The following is an 18,726-nucleotide window of genomic DNA, read 5'->3' on the forward strand; positions in this document are numbered from 1 at the left end:
GGCAGCTGGTTCACTGCCTCCTTTATTGTATCATTTATAAGCTGTTAGAAGCACGATTACCGAATATGAAACACTAGAGATTCATATGGCCGCAAATCAAAGCTGCGGTAATCCGGCGGAGTATCCTCGTAGTTCGAAATCAGCACATGTGCATCATTACCTGTAAAGCTAACATCCTCGGGCAGCTCGAACCTTCCTTCCTTGCCGTAAAAATTATTTACCACCAGCAACGCTTCATCCCCCATCCTGCGCACATACGCAAAGATTTGCGGGTCACCTTCGAGCAGGAGCTCATAGTCTCCATGAGTGATGATATCGTAACCTTTACGAAGAGCGATCAGTGACTGGTAGTGATAGAAAACGGAGTCACAGTCGGCCAGCGCCTGCTCGACGTTAATTTCCTTATAGTTGCTGGCCACATCAATCCAGGGAATGCCAGTCGTAAATCCTGCATTTTCCGACGCATCCCACTGGACCGGGGTGCGCGAGTTATCACGTGACTTACTTTTCAAAATCTCAATGACTTCCTCTTTCGTTTTTCCTTCTGATAGAAGAATGTTGTACATGTTAAGCGACTCAACATCACGATAGTCGTCTATGCTATCGAATTTCGGGTTGGTCATCCCGATTTCTTCGCCCTGGTAAATATAAGGGGTTCCCTGCATCATATGGATCGTTGTCGCAAGCATTTTCGCGGACTCGACGCGGTATTCGCCATCGTCCCCATAACGGGAAACAATGCGCGGCTGGTCATGGTTGCACCAAAACAGCGCGTTCCAGCCGCCACCTTTATTCATTTCAACCTGCCAGGTGGACAGGATTTGTTTCAGGGCAATAAAGTCAAAGTCGGCAAGCGTCCACTTGTCCCCACCCTCGTAATCAACCTTCAGGTGGTGGAAGTTGAAGGTCATGCTGAGCTCGCGGCTTTCCGGATTGCTGTATTGGATACAGTTGTCTATCGATGTTGAAGACATTTCGCCGACGGTCATGCTATCGAATTTCGAGAACGCTTCACGGTTCATTTCCTTCATAAATTCATGGACGCGAGGACCGTCTGTGTAAAAGCGGCGTCCGTCACCTCTATCATCGTTCGGGAAGCTTTGGTCTTTGGAAATCAAGTTAATGACATCAAGACGGAAACCATCTACGCCTTTTTCAAACCAGAATGTCATCATTTCATATACTTCCTGGCGCACCTTTTCGTTTTCCCAATTCAAATCGGCCTGGGTGACGTCAAACAGATGCAAATAGTACTGGCCTGTATTCTCATCATACTCCCAGGCATTTCCCCCAAATTTCGATTCCCAATTTGTTGGCGGGCCGCCGTCGACAGGATCCTTCCATATGTAGAAGTCCCGGTACGGGTTGTCCTTCGACTTGCGCGCTTCCTGGAACCACGGATGCTCAGTCGACGTGTGGTTCACAACAATATCCATGATGATTTTTAAGCCGCGAGAATGGGCTTCTTCCAGGAGCCGATCGAAGTCTTCCATTGTGCCATATTCTTCGTGAATTGAAAAATAGTCACTGATGTCGTAGCCATTGTCCCTTTGTGGCGATTTGTAAATCGGGGTTAGCCAGATGACATCAACCCCAAGCTGTTTCAAATAGTCAAGCTTGTCGATGATTCCAACAATGTCACCGACACCTTTTCCAGAAGAGTCCTTAAAGCTTTTCGGATAGATTTGGTATACGACTGATCGTTTCCACCAAGGTTCGTTCATGTTGCCACCTCTTTTTGGGGGTGCCTGTCACTCCCCGGATTTTGTCGAATGGTGCAGTACACCATCCGTATTAGAAAAGATACCACTGGCCAGGGAGGCCAATGGTATCCAATTTTTTAGATTCAATTAAAGATTAAAGCTGTGTTTCCTGTACCTTTACTTCGCGGCGTGCGCGGCCTTTGCCCCAGACGTAGGTGAGGACGAAAGGCACGACTAAAGCAATGGCCATTCCAATAAAGAACGGAGCCCATTTTTGCGGTACGATCGACAGGAAGCCTGGCAGACCACCTACACCGATTGATGGAGCAAGAGTTTTGTTGACTGTGATGAAAGCACCAGCAATCGCAGAACCGATCATCGCTGAAATAAATGCGAAGCGGAAGCGGAGGTTTACCCCGAACATAGCCGGTTCTGTAATACCAAGATAAGCGGAAATTGCTGATGTACCGGATAAGCTTTTCAGCTTTTTATCGTCAACAAGCAGCATCATTGCGAGTGCCGCAGAACCCTGGGCAATATTGGACATAACCAGGATTGGCCACAGGAATGTTGTACCTGTGCTGCCAATCAGCTGCAGGTCAACAGCCAGGAACGTATGGTGCATACCTGTTATAACAAGTGGGCCATATAGCGCTCCATAAACAAACCCGCCTATCGCTGGGGCGAAATCAAAAATTCCAGTGAACAGGTCGGTAATCCATGAAGCAACTGTAAATGTAACCGGCCCAATAACAATGAAAGATAGGAAACCGGTAACTAATAGTGCGATTGGCGCTACGAGCAGAAGATGGAACGCATCCGGAATTTTCTTGCGGAGCCAAATTTCAAGTTTAGCCAAGACATATGATGCCACCAGGACTGGCAATACTTGACCTTGATAACCGACTTTCTGGATTTCCAGGCCAAAGAGATTCCAAGTAGGAATTTCGCCTGTTTGCTGTGCGGCACCCCATCCCCATGCATTCAGGAGATCCGGGTGTACAAGCGAAAGGCCAAGGACAATACCGAGCAGCGGACTTCCGCCGAACTTGGTGACCGCGGACCAGCCGACCAGTGCTGGAAGGAAGGCGAACGCTGTTCCGGCAATCAGGTTGATTATCGACGCAAAGTCAGCCCACTGGGGGTGAACTTGTACTAAAGATTTGCCTTCGTAGAAAATATCAGCGCCAGTAAGGATATTGTTGATACCTAGCAAAAGACCCGCAGTAACGATTGCTGGCAGAATTGGAATGAAGATGTCCGCAAGCGTCTTAATCGCGCGCTGGAGTGGATTCAAATTAGACTCAGCCGCATCTTTTATGTCTTGTTTGCTTCCCTGGGCAATGCCAGTTTGGCCGGTCATTTCATTGTATACTTTATCAACGGTCCCCTGGCCGATTACAACCTGGAACTGGCCATTAGCCGAGAACGACCCTTTGACAACGTCGATGTTTTCTAATTGTTCTTTGTTTACTTTGCCTTCTTCCTTCAATGCGAAACGCAGGCGTGTGACACAGTGGGTTGCGGCTGCAATATTGTCTCTGCCGCCGACTGCATCAACGATCTCAGATGCTGACTTTTTCAGATCCATGGTGTCTCCTCCTAAAATGATAGATGATAGCGTTTGCGATTTGGGCTGTAAAAATTCGATTGGTCCATCCTTACTTTTCTCCAAAAAGGAAAAAGTAAACATAAATTTCTCAGCCCGTATTATCCCCCTTGCAGTGTACAGTGATTTAATAATTTAGCGCTTTCATTCTTTTTTAAAAAAAGAGTTAGGCGTATGTTTTTATCCTGTATATACAAGTTATATTGATAACTATATCCTGTATATACAAGTTAGTCAAGATATTGAGATTAGGAAATAATTTCATGTCAGTAGAGGATGAAGCGGAAGGAAGTAGATAGTTCCTTTGTTTGTGCCGATTGTAACTAAATCCAAAGCAGACAAAATTCTAGTGGCCGCTTTCCTTGAATCCAGGCCAGTGAACTTGCGGAAATCTTCATTGGTTATGAATGGTTTGTATAGGATGAGATAATCTTTTACTGCTTTTATGTAGGCATCCTTTGAAATGTTTCTACAGGAGGAACAGAACCAGTGTACGGACCTATACAGCATTTTGTATCTTTTGTAAAAAACCTCACTTATGAGCCTCACATAAGCCGATTCCACACCGATATGAGCATTTAGACATTTACTGGAAAAAATCACGCAACTATGAATTCAATCAAATTTCCTTCCCCCGATGAAAACAGGAAAAAGGCAGGAACAGTTCCCGCCTCTTACTACCTTACTTCGCGAGCAACAGCAACGCTGTCCTCAGCTGCAAGTCATTTTTCTCTTTTTTCCGTTCTTTCGTCATAGCAGTTTCAAGAGCCTCAGCTGTCTTGGCATCAATCTTTCCCGTCGGCTGCAATCCTGCCTGCTGCTGGAATGCTTTCACCGAGCGGACTGTGCCTGCACTAAAATAGCCATCTGTCCGTCCCGGTGTATAGCCTAGCCCTTCCAAAATCGCCTGGGCGTTCTTCACTTGCTCATTATTCATGTCCACCTGCAACGCGCCATCAACCTGAAGAGGATGGGTCGAGAAAATACTTGGCTGCGCTACTTCGACTGTTGGAGCTATGCCCTTCTTATGAATCCAATTTCCATCAGGGGTCAGCCATTTAGCCAGCGTAAGCTTAATATTACTGCCATCGCCCATCGGCATCGCCTGCTGAACTGTCCCTTTACCAAACGTCTTCTCTCCGACAAGCGGATACCCTTCTGCCTCAGCAAGCGCGCCAGCTAGGATTTCCGAAGCAGAGGCACTTCCCTTATCGATGAGCACGGCAACCGGGTATTCCTTTTCCTTCTTTAAAGTGGAATAGTACTTATCCCGTTCGCCGTTCCGCTTCTCGATCATCACGAACGGTTTTTCTCCACTCACTAACTCACGGAGGATTTCCTCCACACTTAGCAGCAGCCCTCCAGGATTGCCGCGTACATCAATTACGAGTCCGGAAATTCCATCTCCCGAACGCTCCAGCTCCTTTAGCTGCTTCTTGAAGTCTGAAGCCGTTTCCTCGGCAAACGACGTCAGCTCGATATAGCCAATTTTCTTGCCATTTATATTCTTTACATCTGAAAAAACAGTCTCGACTGGAATCTGATCACGCTTCACCTTCACCCTGATTGGTTCCCTAAGGCCAGCCCGCTCAATTTCAAGCTCGACAACGGTCCCTTTTTTACCGCGAATTTTCAAGGTTGTTTCAAATAAATCTAGCCCCTCGACACTTTTGCCATTAACCTTCCGAATTACATCATTCGGTTTTAGGCCAGCTTTTTCTGCGGGAGAGTTCTTGAACGGTGACACAATCACCGTCTTGCCGCCATCCATTCCAACTTCGGCACCAATTCCCTCGAAAGACGATTCAAGCGATTCATTGAACTGCTTGGCAGTCTCCTTGTCCATATAAACCGAATAAGGGTCGCCCAGCTTTGCAAGCATGCCCTGAATAGCACCCTCAACCAGCTCCTCCTTATCGATTTCCTCCACATACTGGCTGTAAATCAAATCGTATGCCTGGCCTACCTTGTCTAAGTTCACAGTTTCAGCCTTAGAATCGCCCTTTTTCAGTACACCCGCTACATCGACTGCAAATCCGGTTTCCTGTACTTCCAGCCACTTCATCCCTGCATACGTTCCGCCCGAGCCAACCGTTAAGCTGGCGGCCACCACTAGTGCCATCCATTTCCGCCTCATTCTCCGTCACTCCCAGCATTGGCTCCGCACTCTTAAATACGGCAACCATTCTTTTAAAAAGACAATACCAAAGCCCGGCTTTTGCCTAGTTACAATACATATATGCAGGAATGGACGAGTTATGATTCGCGCATCTTAGAGTTTTCAGCAGGGTAACTGGAGTCAACTTCCATCTCTTTTTGCCGAAAAATAAGTTTACTAATCTTCAAAAAAGGAAATATATAGGGTGTAACGCCGGCAAGCACACTCAGAATGGAACATCAAGATGCCGGTTTATTTAACCAATAAAGCACTGCTCTCAAAACAGCAATGGACTTGGGTCTTTTAATGAATAGAAACTATAAAATAAGGCGGTGTGAGCGAAGCCAAGCAGAACAACGACCCAGGCATAGCCTTTTCATTTTATCAAATTGATTCTAAGCCTAAATGGTTAGGGCAGTTCCGCCTCTTTTCCACAGAAAAGACGGAGAAGCTCTGCTCCTCCGCCATTATCTTTATATGAAATTATCAACTATAAATCTATTATCTTGGAACTCCGTAAGCGAACGGGTTGACGGCATTGGACTTGCTGCCGTTCCATTGGCCTTTGTGAAGTTCGAAGTGTAAGTGTTTACCAGTCGATTGGCCTGTATTTCCCATATAACCGATGAACTGACCTTTAGAAACAACCGCACCTTCGCCAATGCCGCGGCTTTCAAGGTGAGCATAGACAGTCGTGAATGTCTGGCCATTGATGGAGTGTGCAATGAATACAACATTTCCATAGCTGCTCGAATAGTAAGAACGGATAACAACCCCGCTCGCGGCAGCTACAACCGCTACGTTTGAGCTACGGTTCGCCCAGTCTACGCCATAGTGGAACGTTCCCCAGCGTGGACCGAATCCGGATGTATTCGCACCTGTAGTTGGCTTCATGAAATTACCTGAAGTAACTACCGGTTCTGGTGCTGGTGAAGAAGGTGCTGGCGCTGGTGCTGTTGCTGCACTGGAACCGCCTCCTCCTTTATTCGAAGCTGCAGCTGCAGCCTTTTTTGCAGCGGCTTCTGCTGCCGCGCGTGCTTCTGCTTGTTTGCGGGCGCGCTCTGCTTCTTGAGCAATTCGGGACTGTTCAAGCTGAATAGCTTTAGCCATCGCTGCTTCCTGTGCCCTTAACGTAGCCTCTTCTTCTTGAAGGCCCATTTTATGGTCATGCTCTTCTTCTTCCTGCTTAACAAGCTGTTTCATGAGCTTGTCTTTTGCTGAACGCTGGGAATCGAGCTGTTTCTTCGCTACTTCAAGTTCTGCCTTCATCTTTTTCAGGCTGGCCAACTCTTCTTCAACTTGTTTCTGTTTCTTTTCAAGGCTTTCCTTGTCTCTCTGATGCTCTTCAAGGATATCCTTGTCAGCTTCCATGATGGTTGCAACCGCAGTTGCACGGTCAACGAAATCACCAAAACTGGTTGCACCCATGAGTACATCTATATAGCTGACCATCCCGCCGCTAACCTGGAAGTTGCGGGCACGATCCTTCAAAAGCTCTTCCCGCTTGGCGATGCGGTCCTGCAAGATTTTAATTTCTCCCCGGAGTTTCTTAATTTCTTTTTCTGTATCCTGGATATCAGCTGTCTTCTCACGAATTTTTTCGTTTGTGTTGCCGATGGCCATATCCAAACGTTTGATTTCAGCATCGACCTTGTCCTGCTCGACCTGAAGCCTTTGGATTTCCTTATCTGTTGCATGGATATCTGAATTGATACCCGAACGCTCTGTTTGAATCTGCTGTTTCTGGTTTTGCAAATCTGATAGCTTTGAGGCTTCTGTTTTTATTGTAGTGCCTCCAAACAAACTCCCTATGCCTACCGCAACTGATACGGTAAGCGCCATGACTGATTTTCTCACTTCCCGATTTCTCCTTTCCAATGTAACCCATGTACAGGTAAATCGTTCTTAGATTCATCCGTTTTGAAATATTGTTTTTTCGCTCATGATACTCGCTTCAACCAAAGACCCAAATAACTTTGTGACAACTCGTTACCCTTTTAAGAACTTGCGGACTGACATCAAGCTTCCCCATACACCGATTAATGCTCCCATCAGGATGAGAAGCCCGGATACCTGATACATGAATGGGTCAAACGGAAGGATTTGAATAAAATGTCCATCAAGAAGCGGCGAGATAAACTCATATGCTTGGTAATAGGCAATAGATAGTAAGACAATCGGCACAACCGAGCCAAGAACTCCGAGCCAAAGCCCTTCCAGGAAGAAAGGCCAGCGGATAAACGCATTAGTTGCACCCACCAATCTCATAATCTGAATTTCTCTGCGGCGGGCAATAATTGTAATTTTAATTGTGTTAGAGATTAAAAATACTGCAGTAAAAAGCAATCCAGCAATTAAGGCTAGCCCTACGTTCCTGCTGGCACCGATGAAACTAAACAGCCTTTCAACACTTTCCTGGCCATACTGGACTTTATCCGTAAATTCCAGGGCATCGATTTTGCCTGCAGCCTTCATTGTATCTTCGGGATTTTTCGTTTTTACGATAAATACATCACTTAAAGGATTGTCCTGCTCAAATAGCTTGTAAGATTCACCGAGATTGTTAATGAGAATATCAAGTTCTTCTTCTTTTGATGAGTATACAATTTCATCAACTTCCGGGATGGAATCTATTTGATCCTTTAACACCTGCTGCTGTTTCTCATTAGCAGTGATATCGATGTGAACGCGGATTTCCACGTCCTCTTCTATGGTTGTAGCAACCTTGTTGAGATTCATCATAATAACGAAAAAGACACCGACAAGAATGAGTGTAACAGTGACGGCACCAACGGATGCAAATGTCATCCAGCCGTTCCGGCCAATGCTTTTCATACTTTCACGAGCGTGGCGGCCAATGGTTCTAACTTTCATAACCGTAGTCACCTCTTTGCTCGTCGCGAACAATCCTGCCATCCTCAATCGCAATGACGCGATGCTTGATAGTATTCACGATTTCTCTGTTGTGGGTTGCCATGACAATCGTGGTTCCCCTTGTGTTGATTTCATCAAATATCCTCATAATCTCCCAGGATGTTTCAGGATCGAGGTTGCCAGTAGGCTCATCCGCAATAACAACTTTAGGTGAGTTGACAATGGAACGGGCAATTGAGACCCTTTGCTGCTCACCGCCTGAAAGCTCGGTTGGCAGCATTCTAGCCTTATGCTTTAAGCCCACAAGATCCAGCACTTCCATAACCCGCTTCTTAATGACCTTCGGCTGCTCCTCAATAACTTCTAGAGCGAATGAGACATTTTCATAAACTGTCTTCATTGGCAGCAGCTTATAGTCCTGAAAGACAACACCAAGGTTGCGGCGGAAGATAGGAACCTTTTTCTGCTTCAGCTTTGCAATATTAATTCCATTTATTAGGATCGTTCCTGATGTGGGCACTTCCTCGCGATACATCATTTTTATAAATGTCGATTTACCAGCACCGCTCGGTCCCACAACATAAACGAATTCACCCGGGCCTATACGAATATCTATGCCATTAACAGCAGTAACGCCGTTTGGATACTTTTTATAAACACTCTGCATTTCTATCATTTATTTAATCACCTTACTAGTTTTTGTCGACTGTACAATTTGTTGACTGATCTTGTTGACAGTATTCTTGTTTATCTGACAAAAAAACCAATGTGTGTTGTAACACAAACCCATTATATCATTCAATTCATGTAAAAAAAGGGGGAGAAATATTACAGTTTCTTTTCAAAGTGAACTTTCCTTTACAATTTTATCCTGTATTGGACAAAAAAACTAGAAATATTTTCTTTAAGGATAATTTTGTCACTTGAAAGTTTTACTATGAATATAGTCAAAACAGGGGTTAAAGGAAGTTAATGCTTTTCTTATATAACATGTCATTTCCTTGTCATTATGACATTTCGATTACAAAACCTTTTTGAACAGCTTGTGAAAATTTTAACGAATCCGTTTGCATTTCAAAATTACTATTGGTTTTCATCATTCCGTATTGAAACAATTCATAAAAATACGCCCTGCCATTCGACAGGACGCTCTGCTTTATTTCTTTTGTGAAAGCCATTCTGCTACCTTGGATGCCTCTTCACCTTTATAAAGGCCAGGAGGCATACCGCCTTTTCCATCCACGATGATCTTCTCAATTTCTTCTTTTGAATATTTACTGCCCACTTTTGTAAGCTCTGGAAAAGACCCGCCAGACAGGTCAACACCATGGCAGCCTGAACATTTTTGTTCGTATAGTTTCTGGGGATCTGCGCTTGCGGAATCGCCGCCGCCACTATCACCGCCACAGGCTGCAAGCACCATGGAAGCACCCATAATCAAGGTAATCAGCTTTTTGTTCATGTATTTTACTCCTTTTATAATTACTCAGGTTGATTATACCAATTTCACTCCCGTTTGAAACCCTCTCCAAGCACCTCAGCAGCATCCATAACAATGACAAAAGCAGTTGGGTCAATGGTTTTAACTAATTGTTTCAATTTTGTGAACTCCCATTGATCAACAACGCACATCAGGACAGGCTTCTCCGCATCGGTATATCCACCATAAGCAGACAGCCTTGTTACCCCCCGATCAATCTTGTTTAGAATGCCTTCGCGGACCTCTTCCTGCTTACTAGTTATAATCATTGCCATTTTCGAAGTTCCAAAGCCAACCTGTACGAGATCGATTGTCTTACTTGTTACATACAGGCCAATTAGAGCGTAAAGGCCCCTTTCAATATCAAAGACAAGTGATGCAGCAAGAACTATAAGGCCATCAATTAATACGACACAGCGGCCAAGGGTCAAGCCAGTATACTTATGCATGATCTGGGCTGCAAGATCTGTCCCGCCTGTCGAAGCCCTGCCGCGAAAAACAATACCGAGACCAAGCCCGACCCCTACTCCTCCAAATAATGCACCAAGAAGAGGATCATTCGTCCATGGCTCGAAATCCGCGGAAGCAAAGACAACCAACGGCAAAAATACTGTACCGGCAAGAGTCTTAATACCAAACTGCCTTCCAAGCAACAAAACACCCGCAATAAACAGCGGGATATTCAACGACCACTGTACAAATGCCGGTTCCCAGCCGAATGCTGCATCGGTAATAGTTGAAATTCCACTGACTCCTCCGGAAGCGATTCGATTCGGAAGAAGGAACAAATTAAAGGATAAGGCGACAACAGCGGAGCCAGTTAGTATGTATATATATTCCATGACTTTTTCTAATGGGGTTGCTGTCAAATCATGATTTCTTCTTCTTTTTGCTTTCAATGGCAAACACCTCTTAGTTAATACGATAATTCCCGCAGAAATAGCGGTTCATAAAGCCGTTTTGATTATACCATCCTAGAGATGATAAACATAATAATACCGGTGAAGAAACTATTTTCATAAAACAAGTAATTCCACTGAAGCAATTTATGGCGGAAATGGCCGGTCAATTCAAACAAATTAACATGCAATTCAAAAAAATTGACCAGCAATTTGAAAAGATGGACCAGCGTCTTGAAGAATTGGAGCAAAGATTGGATTATCGCTTTAATAGAGTTGATAAACGGCTGAACTGGATGGACATCCGTCTTAACGTTATTGATACCAGGTTAAATGGCATCGACTTCCGTATTGAAGACCTTACGGAAACAGTCAATAACAATGCAGCAGAATTTAGAAGTCATTTTCAAATTTTCAGGAACAAAAATGGATCAACCCGATAAAATGTTTCAGACCGTTGCAGAGAGACTGCAATAGTAGTTGCCGCTTATGAATTGCTCAATGATACACCCCATTCAGCTTCCCATTTCTTCTAGCAAACTAGACCCAAATTACAAAAAAGCCTTTGCCAGCAAATTATTGCAGCAAAGGCTTTTCTGTTTATTTTTATATAACTTAAACTTAAGTTTTTCTAAATTTCCGCTCCTGGCACTTCGCTTTCCGCGGGCGGTCGCGGAGCCTCCACGGCGCCTGCCGCACCTGTGGGGTCTCCCCTGTCCCGCTTTTCCCGCAGGACGTTGAATAATCATCCTTGAAAAGGCATCGCAGGAGAAAATGCGATTTTTGCATTTTCGAACGAGTCTTCGTGCCTTCCGCTCCAATTAATTTAATAAAGTGTCACCACTTCAGCGATTCTTTAGTTTACCGTTATAGTAACTTTATTAAGACAACTTTGACCTTAGGTACGAATCGATGAACTGATCGAGGTCTCCGTCCATCACACCCTGGACATTTCCGGACTCTGAACCAGTACGGTGGTCCTTTACCATTGAATACGGGTGGAATACATACGAACGGATTTGGCTTCCCCAGCCAATTTCCTTCTGCTCACCGCGAATCTCGGCAAGCTGCTTTTCCTTTTCTTCAATCTCACGCTGATACAGCTTTGCCTTTAGCATCTTCATAGCTGCATCACGGTTCTTAATCTGGGAACGCTCCGACTGGCAAGTCACAACGACTCCGGTTGGTATATGTGTAATTCGCACTGCAGAATCAGTCGTATTAATATGCTGTCCGCCTGCTCCGCTTGCACGATACGTATCAATTTTCAAATCCTCAGTACGGATATCAACTTCTATATCATCATCAAGCTCGGGCATAATTTCACAAGATACAAACGATGTGTGGCGCCTGCCTGAGGAATCGAATGGTGAAATTCGCACAAGGCGGTGTACACCTTTCTCCGCCTTAAGGTATCCGTAAGCATTATGGCCCCTGATTGCGAGTGTCACGCTCTTGATTCCTGCTTCGTCTCCAGGAAGGTAATCCAGTGTTTCCACCTTGTAGCCGCGCTTTTCAGCCCAACGCGTATACATCCTGAGAAGCATCGAGCCCCAATCCTGCGATTCTGTACCGCCCGCACCAGGGTGAAGCTCAAGGATTGCATTATTTTTATCATAAGGCTCGCTTAATAGCATTTCCAACTCATATTCATCCAACTGCGCTGTCAGCGCCATAAGCTCCTCTTCAAGCTCAGCCTGCAGCTCAGCATCCAGTTCTTCCTTTAGAAGCTCAAACGTCACGTCAAGGTTCTCATAAGACTCATTCATTTCCATGAACGTGTTTACCTGCTCCTTTAGTGCGTTTGCCTCATTAATTACCTTCTGTGCAGCGTCCTGATCATTCCAAAAATCCGGATGCAGCATTTCGTTGTCAAGCTGCGCGATGCGTGCCTCCTTTTCCTCTAGGTCAAAGAGACCCCCTGAAGCCCGCTAATCGCTTAGCTGTTTTTTCTAATTCATTCCTGATATCTGCCATTTCCATATCAATCACCTCATATAACTTCCGTAAGATTCATCACTATACAGTATATCGTGTAATGAGTGGAATGCCAAAGTGTGAGGGAAAAATTGCATAATTGGGTCTGCGTCCAGGAAAGTTTCCTTCATTAAGTATGACGTTACGGGAGTTCCGCTCCAATCAACACTGCTATAAAATGAACAATAACCACTAACACAGCCTTTCATTAAACTGTTTTATTCCCCTCTTTGATACGCGGAAATGGCATCAAACTGCTCTTTCAACGAATTATACAAAGACATATAGATGGGATGGAGGTGTTCGTAGACCTGTTTGTTCTCTTCAATTGGATACTGAACAGTTTTTACAGAAACCAACTTTTTCACATCCTCAAGGGAAGAAATTTCACCTATTGCAAATAAAGCAAGAGCTGCAGCTCCTAATCCAGAACCTTCATGGCTTTCTGGAACAAACACAGGTTTTCCTGACACATCGGCGAGGATCTGCCTCCAAAGCTCTGAACGGGCAAAGCCGCCGGATACCCTTATCTCCCCGGGTTTTCCAGCCATATTTTCCAAAAGGACTCCTACACTGTAAACAGCATAAATAATTCCCTCAAGAACAGCACGGATTAAATGCCCCTTTTGATGGGTTAGCGTGATTCCAATAAAACCACCCCGAGTATTTGCGTCCCACATCGGAGCCCTTTCTCCAGAAAGATAAGGAAGAAAAATCAATCCTTCCGCCCCTGCAGGCACCTTTGCCGCCTCATCAATCAATAAATCGTAAGGATCTACTCCCCTACTCTCAGCCAGTCCTGAAACATCACTTGCTAACTGGTCCCTCAGCCACCTTAGTGCGATACCGCCATTATTAATAGGCCCGCCAATTACCCATCTTCCGTCTGCAAGATAATAACAAAATGTCCGCCCCTTGGATTCGAGCAACGGCTCCTTTACAACTGTTCTGATTGCACCGCTCGTTCCAATAGTTACTGCATATTCACCCTCACCGATTGCCCCAACCCCAAGATTAGCAAGAACACCATCGCTTGCCCCCACAATCACAGGAAAATCAGCCGGAATTCCCATTGCAGCTGCAAAGCTCCTATCCATATGCCGATACACATTTGTAGTCGGCACCGGCTTCGATAGTTTTTCCTTTTGAAGTTCAAGTAGTTTAAGGACTTCTTCATCCCATTCCAACTTCTGCAGATTGAACATTCCAGAAGTTGAAGCAATCGAGTAATCGACAACGTATTCACCATACAATTTCCACATGACATACTCTTTAATCGAAATCCACTTACTGGCTTTAAGATAAAGGTCAGGGCGTTCATATTTCATCCAGAGCAGCTTGCAAAGAGGTGACATCGGGTGGATTGGTGTTCCCGTCCTCTTATAAATGTCTTCTCCATTCCAGTCTTTTTTAAGCTTTTCTGCGTAAAAATGGCTTCTATTATCAGCCCAGATTATACTATTTGTAAGCGGCTCCCCGTCTTCATCTACTGCAAGGATGCTATGCATAGCCGCCGAAATGCCAATTGCCAGAAGCTCGGAAACATCAATTTTAGATTTATTCAGAACGGTCCTAATTGATTCCACAACTGCTTCAACTATCATGTCTGGATCTTGTTCTGCCCAGTCCGGCTCTGGATGAATGATTGGATATTCTACAGCCCCTGAAGAAACCGGGCTCCCGTCCTTTGTGAACAAGGATGCCTTAGTTGAAGTTGTCCCAATATCCAGGCCTATTACATATTTCTTATGTACATCCACGTTAATTCCTCCCCAGGATCAAGGCGTATAAAATAACCTACTATGATAAAATACATTCACATAAAAGAAGTATATCAAACATTCTTCCCATTACAGAAAATCCTGTTCTCTAAACAATTTTAACTCGCTGCAGGAATATTTCTTCGGATATCGAAATGATTTAGGTGAGGAAATCTTAAATACATCTTTTTAGACAAGGAGTTGTTATTCATGACCTTTTCAATTATTGGGTTTGATCCTGTGGAAAAAGAATGGGGAATTGCGGTTCAATCCAAGTTTCTTGGAGTCGGTGCAGTCGTACCATGGGCTAAGGCTGGTGTTGGTGCAGTCGCAACCCAATCCTACGCAAATACTTCTTATGGGCCGCGCGCACTCGAATTGATGGCTGAGGGGAAAACTGCAGAAGAAACATTGAAGCTCATCCTGGAAGAAGATAAAGAAAAGGAAATGCGCCAGGTTGGAATTATTGATTCTTTTGGTAATCCTGCAACCTTCACTGGTTCACAATGCTATAATTGGGCTGGCGGGATTACCGGCAATCACTTTGCAGCGCAGGGAAATATCCTCGTTGATGAACATACTGTCGGTAAAATGGCCGAAACGTTTACTTCGACGACTGGAACGCTGGCAGAACGGTTGCTTGCTGCCCTTGATGCAGGCCAGGAGGCTGGTGGAGATTCACGCGGCCAGCAGTCCGCTGCATTGTATGTGGTCAAGGAGCGCGGAGGGTACGGAGCCTTCAACGATCGCTATATCGATCTCCGGGTGGATGACCATCCTCAGCCAATAAAAGAACTTATTCGTATCTATGGTCTTCAGCAGCTTTACTTTGCACCTTCAAAGCCTGAAAAAGTTGTTCCTGTCGAAGGTGAAATTGAAACGGAACTAGTCGAACACCTTGGCAGACTTGGTTATTTTAAAACCAATTTTGCAGGAAGAGATGATATTCTTAAAGCGTTGACCGCTTATCTTCATACAGAAAATTTTGAAATGCGGGAACAGGAAACAGGTTTTATCGATCTCGACGTCCTTAAATATATGAAATTACAGCAACAGAACCAGAAATGAGATGACATTAAATGAAACAAAAAGATTTATTCATGGCTTTCTTCCGGGTTGGCATGCTCGGCTACGGAGGGGGTCCTTCTTCAATACCACTCGTACAGAAGGAGGTTGTCGGCCGATACAAATGGATGGACGGTGATGAGTTCGGGGATGTCCTGGCACTGGCAAATGCGCTTCCCGGACCGATTGCTACAAAGCTCGCCGGATACATAGGATACCGGGTAGCGGGACTCCTCGGCATGATAAACGCTGTCATGGCAACCATCCTTCCAACTATTTTCCTGATGATTCTGCTCCTGACCGGGCTTAACGCCTTCAAGGACCAGCCATGGGTAAGCGGCGCAGCATCAGCTGTTGTCCCAGTTGTCGCTGTCATGCTTTTAACAATGACATGGGAATTTGTAAAAAAATCAACCAGTTCTAAGCTCGGCAAGGCATGGACTATCATTCTTGTTGTGGCAAGTTTTGTTTTGCTCGAGGCACTCGGCGTCCACCCTGCTATCATTATTTTCTCACTCCTTCTTGGCGCGCTCCTAATGAAAGACAAAAAGAAGGAGGGCAAAGCATGATTTATTTAAAAATTTTCTGGGCATTTTTCCTTCCGGGCATTCTAGGCTATGGCGGCGGCCCCTCTTCAATCCCACTAATTGAAGCGGAAGTCGTCGACCGGTACGAATGGATGACAACCAGCGAATTCTCCGAGGTTTTAGCCATGGGAAATGCGTTGCCAGGACCGATTGCTACAAAAATGGCTGGCTATATCGGGTATGAAGTCGGGGGAGTGGCTGGGTCTGCAATTGCTGTATTTGCCAGTGTTGCTCCGTCGTTGATTTTAATGATTAGCCTGCTAAGCCTTCTGCTGCGACACAAGGAATCACCAAAAGTTAAACGGATGACAATGATTGTCCGCCCTGTCATTGCTGCTCTGCTCGGTGTTATGGCATGGGACTTTTTTGTAGAATCGTATCAGGGGCCGGGACTATTGCATACAGTCGTATTGGCGGCTGGCAGTCTGCTCTTGATGGAAAAGCTAAATGTCCATCCGGCATATGTGATTGCGGGAAGCTTGGTGTATGGGGCGGTATTTTTAGGATAGTTAAAAGACGGAAGGGATGCCCCTACCGTCTTTTCTTATTACCATAAAAGCAAGTGAACTCGACAAATTGATCAGCTTACGACAAGGACTTACAATTTATTTCCCAGGAAACGATAGTGTATATGTAGAAAAAAGCAAAACCCCTGAAGCATTTATTCAGGGGTTCTATCTAGTATCTTAAGGTTTTGTTATTGTAGGAAGTACCGGATTAGTTAGTTTTTTTGGAGCATGTGCTGTACTTCTTAGCTGCTCCACTTCGTCATCTCCAACTCCATGGCATTCCGAGCAGGAGAGCGTCTTGCTTCTGTGATTTCCACTAGTCGGATTAAACAATGGTGTTTTGCCGTATAATTCTGTTTTTGCAAAATCAGCTGTTTTTGCACTGTGGCACTTCAAACAGAAATCACGTTCCACATAAGCGTTCCAGTTTTTATGCTCGCCAGAAGTGAACTTATCGGACCCCATAAGCGGCTTATTTCCAAGGTTTTCTTTCAACAAGAAAATATTGTTTGAGCCATGGGTTTCATGGCAATCTGCACAAGTTAATTGCCCTTTCAATTTGGAGCCATCGACAGCCGTAATATTATGCCCTGACTGAGCGACCGTTGTTTTATCCTTATAATACTTTTCAATATCCACCGCTTTGGACTTTTTGGCGTCCCCATTATGGCATTGGAAGCATAAACTAAAATCTTCGGGGGTGCCGATAGCCTTGCCTTGCTTCAAATAAGAATTCGTAGCATACAGATTTTCGTCCGGATCAGCAAGCTTTATTTTACCTGGATTTTCCGGTGTCCATGCTCCATGAGGATTGTGACAGGATGCACAGCTATTGGAAGATTCTTTATCGGTAAAAGCAGTATGCTTATGTTTTGTATTTTCTTTATCAGGTGCTGGAGCAGTTGTCCCATCATGGCATGCCATACATAAATCTTTGCCCGGATCACTGCCGTATTTCCCGCCCAGCAGCTTTTCATTCTGGCCAGTATGGGTGCTATGACAAGCTCCGCATGAATTTGTGTTATTAGCATAGTTGCCATGCAAATCATGGGCAGTATTTTGAGAAGTTGTTGTAAATTTAAAGTACCGTGAATAAATCCTCCCGCCATCTTTATTACTAATAGCCGGATTTATATAGACATAATAGGTCGTCTTGTACTGCAAGGGTTCCAACGGAGTAAAGGTAAGCACGTACACCCCATCTTTACTTATAAGAGTTGCATTTTCCGCCGTTTCCACACTTTTCAGGCTTTCCGTTTTCATTTCAGGAAATACCAGTATCGGTTCGCCAGGAACAATTAATTCACCATTTTCCTTAATGGAAATTTGAATGCTTGCATTAATAGGGACATTTGTCATGTCCTCAGCTTCCGCAGGAAAGCCACTGTCTTCAGATTCAGAAGCAATGATCTTTATACTTGTAACTTGAGGCCGGATTACAGGTACTTCCGTTGCTTCGATAGTGTCTGTTCTCTCCGCGGAACTTTCAATAGCCGGTAAAGCGGTTTCTCCGTTCTCCTCAAGACTGGTATTGTCAGATGGTTGTTCTTCTACATCTCCAACTGCTGGAGAACCTTTATTGCCGTCTGATTCAGCAGGTACCGAATTAATCGTAAAATTGATAGGAGCTTCAGCCAACTTTACACTCCCGTCCTCCAGGACGAATAGAACCTTATGTGTTCCTTCACTAAACACTCTTGAAAATGTCCATTCACCAGCTTCATTGAGGCTTAGTGAGTTTGTATCCGTTATATCCACTCGTTCCAAGGTTTCAGCATTCTCTTCATATACTTTTAACTGCTGAGTTTCCGGCAGTGGAACAGTGCCTGAAATTTTTCCAGTGAATTCTGCCTTTGTATTTTCCAGAATCGTCTCGGATTCCGGTGATGTTATGACGATTGAATATACACTTTCGGCAGAAAAAACAATGGATCCGGAAGAATAGAAAAGGAGTGAACTAAGCGAAAGGCTCACTATGACGAGATATGCAGCTATCTTCCGATAATAGTTCATCTTCTTCACAGCATTTCATCCTCTACTTTATATTTAAGCTAGCAATATTTAAAAAAGAGCTTTCTTTTCTTAAATTATATCAACCAATCTAA

The 18,726-nt window shown here is 44.6% G+C and carries 15 protein-coding genes; 4 read left to right on the plus strand and 11 right to left on the minus strand.

Going from position 1 to position 18,726, the window contains the following annotated elements; genetic code table 11:
• Nucleotides 1-56: 56 nt before the first annotated feature.
• From treC to TY16_RS01575, 8 genes are all read right to left on the minus strand, one after another.
• Nucleotides 57-1,724, minus strand: coding sequence for an alpha,alpha-phosphotrehalase (gene treC / locus TY16_RS01540; protein WP_043929927.1), 1,668 nt, complete (start codon nt 1,722-1,724; stop codon nt 57-59).
• Between the two features lie 133 nt (nt 1,725-1,857).
• Nucleotides 1,858-3,294 carry a PTS system trehalose-specific EIIBC component gene (treP, locus tag TY16_RS01545; protein WP_043929929.1) on the minus strand — a complete coding sequence of 479 codons (1,437 nt, stop codon included), beginning with the start codon at nt 3,292-3,294 and terminating at the stop codon, nt 1,858-1,860.
• 700 nt (nt 3,295-3,994) lie between these two features.
• Nucleotides 3,995-5,449 carry a S41 family peptidase gene (locus tag TY16_RS01550; RefSeq protein ID WP_043929930.1) on the minus strand — a complete coding sequence of 485 codons (1,455 nt, stop codon included), beginning with the start codon at nt 5,447-5,449 and terminating at the stop codon, nt 3,995-3,997.
• A 522-nt stretch (nt 5,450-5,971) separates the two neighbouring features.
• Nucleotides 5,972-7,327: a murein hydrolase activator EnvC family protein gene (locus TY16_RS01555; RefSeq protein WP_043929932.1), complete on the minus strand. Its 1,356-nt coding sequence runs from the start codon at nt 7,325-7,327 to the stop codon at nt 5,972-5,974.
• A gap of 132 nt (nt 7,328-7,459) precedes the next feature.
• Nucleotides 7,460-8,344, minus strand: coding sequence for a permease-like cell division protein FtsX (gene ftsX, locus TY16_RS01560; protein WP_043929933.1), 885 nt, complete (start codon nt 8,342-8,344; stop codon nt 7,460-7,462).
• Nucleotides 8,334-9,020, minus strand: coding sequence for a cell division ATP-binding protein FtsE (gene ftsE / locus TY16_RS01565; protein ID WP_043929934.1), 687 nt, complete (start codon nt 9,018-9,020; stop codon nt 8,334-8,336). Before ftsE ends, ftsX begins: the two co-directional genes overlap by 11 nt.
• A 480-nt stretch (nt 9,021-9,500) precedes the next feature.
• The gene (gene cccB, locus TY16_RS01570) at nt 9,501-9,806 is read right to left on the minus strand and encodes a cytochrome c551 (protein ID WP_043929935.1); all 306 of its coding nucleotides are present in this window, start codon (nt 9,804-9,806) and stop codon (nt 9,501-9,503) included.
• 44 nt (nt 9,807-9,850) lie between these two features.
• Nucleotides 9,851-10,666, minus strand: coding sequence for a YitT family protein (locus TY16_RS01575; protein ID WP_043934427.1), 816 nt, complete (start codon nt 10,664-10,666; stop codon nt 9,851-9,853).
• A gap of 206 nt (nt 10,667-10,872) precedes the next feature.
• On the opposite strand from TY16_RS01575, the gene TY16_RS01580 reads away from it, so the two are divergent.
• The gene (locus tag TY16_RS01580; protein WP_052342555.1) at nt 10,873-11,166 is read left to right on the plus strand and encodes a septation ring formation regulator EzrA; all 294 of its coding nucleotides are present in this window, start codon (nt 10,873-10,875) and stop codon (nt 11,164-11,166) included.
• 438 nt (nt 11,167-11,604) lie between these two features.
• Here the strand turns inward: TY16_RS01580 and prfB are convergent.
• Nucleotides 11,605-12,706 (minus strand): peptide chain release factor 2 gene (prfB, locus tag TY16_RS01585; protein WP_155922114.1). Its coding sequence is split into 2 segments (ribosomal slippage): nt 11,605-12,633 and nt 12,635-12,706, totalling 1,101 coding nucleotides; the frame shifts between segments, so codons are not numbered across the junction.
• A 212-nt stretch (nt 12,707-12,918) separates the two neighbouring features.
• The gene (locus tag TY16_RS01590; RefSeq protein WP_043929938.1) at nt 12,919-14,460 is read right to left on the minus strand and encodes a gluconokinase; all 1,542 of its coding nucleotides are present in this window, start codon (nt 14,458-14,460) and stop codon (nt 12,919-12,921) included.
• 210 nt (nt 14,461-14,670) lie between these two features.
• Here TY16_RS01590 and TY16_RS01595 point away from each other — a divergent pair, with 210 nt between their 5' ends.
• From TY16_RS01595 to TY16_RS01605, 3 genes are read left to right on the plus strand one after another with little or no spacing between them, the layout of a single operon-like run.
• A complete protein-coding gene (locus TY16_RS01595) occupies nt 14,671-15,528 on the plus strand; it encodes a DUF1028 domain-containing protein (RefSeq protein ID WP_043929939.1) in 858 nt (285 codons plus the stop codon).
• An 11-nt stretch (nt 15,529-15,539) separates the two neighbouring features.
• Nucleotides 15,540-16,094, plus strand: a complete 555-nt coding sequence (locus TY16_RS01600) for a chromate transporter (RefSeq protein WP_043929940.1) — start codon at nt 15,540-15,542, stop codon at nt 16,092-16,094.
• The gene (locus tag TY16_RS01605) at nt 16,091-16,621 is read left to right on the plus strand and encodes a chromate transporter (RefSeq protein ID WP_043929941.1); all 531 of its coding nucleotides are present in this window, start codon (nt 16,091-16,093) and stop codon (nt 16,619-16,621) included. Before TY16_RS01600 ends, TY16_RS01605 begins: the two co-directional genes overlap by 4 nt.
• A 177-nt stretch (nt 16,622-16,798) precedes the next feature.
• Here the strand turns inward: TY16_RS01605 and TY16_RS01610 are convergent, their stop codons facing one another.
• The gene (locus TY16_RS01610; RefSeq protein WP_231505672.1) at nt 16,799-18,634 is read right to left on the minus strand and encodes a cytochrome c3 family protein; all 1,836 of its coding nucleotides are present in this window, start codon (nt 18,632-18,634) and stop codon (nt 16,799-16,801) included.
• Between the last annotated feature and the right edge of the window lie 92 nt (nt 18,635-18,726).

Source organism: Bacillus sp. EB01, from assembly GCF_000613125.1.
GTDB lineage: Bacteria > Bacillota > Bacilli > Bacillales > Cytobacillaceae > Bacillus_D.

Coding starts and splice junctions, on each gene's coding strand:
- ftsX (WP_043929933.1), bottom strand. CDS start 8,344: ATGAAAGTTAGAACCATTGGCCGCCACGCTCGTGAAAGTATGAAAAGC.
- TY16_RS01595 (WP_043929939.1), top strand. CDS start 14,671: ATGACCTTTTCAATTATTGGGTTTGATCCTGTGGAAAAAGAATGGGGA.
- TY16_RS01575 (WP_043934427.1), bottom strand. CDS start 10,666: ATGGAATATATATACATACTAACTGGCTCCGCTGTTGTCGCCTTATCC.
- treP (WP_043929929.1), bottom strand. CDS start 3,294: ATGGATCTGAAAAAGTCAGCATCTGAGATCGTTGATGCAGTCGGCGGC.
- TY16_RS01605 (WP_043929941.1), top strand. CDS start 16,091: ATGATTTATTTAAAAATTTTCTGGGCATTTTTCCTTCCGGGCATTCTA.
- TY16_RS01580 (WP_052342555.1), top strand. CDS start 10,873: ATGGCGGAAATGGCCGGTCAATTCAAACAAATTAACATGCAATTCAAA.
- TY16_RS01550 (WP_043929930.1), bottom strand. CDS start 5,449: ATGAGGCGGAAATGGATGGCACTAGTGGTGGCCGCCAGCTTAACGGTT.
- treC (WP_043929927.1), bottom strand. CDS start 1,724: ATGAACGAACCTTGGTGGAAACGATCAGTCGTATACCAAATCTATCCG.
- TY16_RS01600 (WP_043929940.1), top strand. CDS start 15,540: ATGAAACAAAAAGATTTATTCATGGCTTTCTTCCGGGTTGGCATGCTC.
- TY16_RS01610 (WP_231505672.1), bottom strand. CDS start 18,634: ATGAACTATTATCGGAAGATAGCTGCATATCTCGTCATAGTGAGCCTT.
- ftsE (WP_043929934.1), bottom strand. CDS start 9,020: ATGATAGAAATGCAGAGTGTTTATAAAAAGTATCCAAACGGCGTTACT.
- cccB (WP_043929935.1), bottom strand. CDS start 9,806: ATGAACAAAAAGCTGATTACCTTGATTATGGGTGCTTCCATGGTGCTT.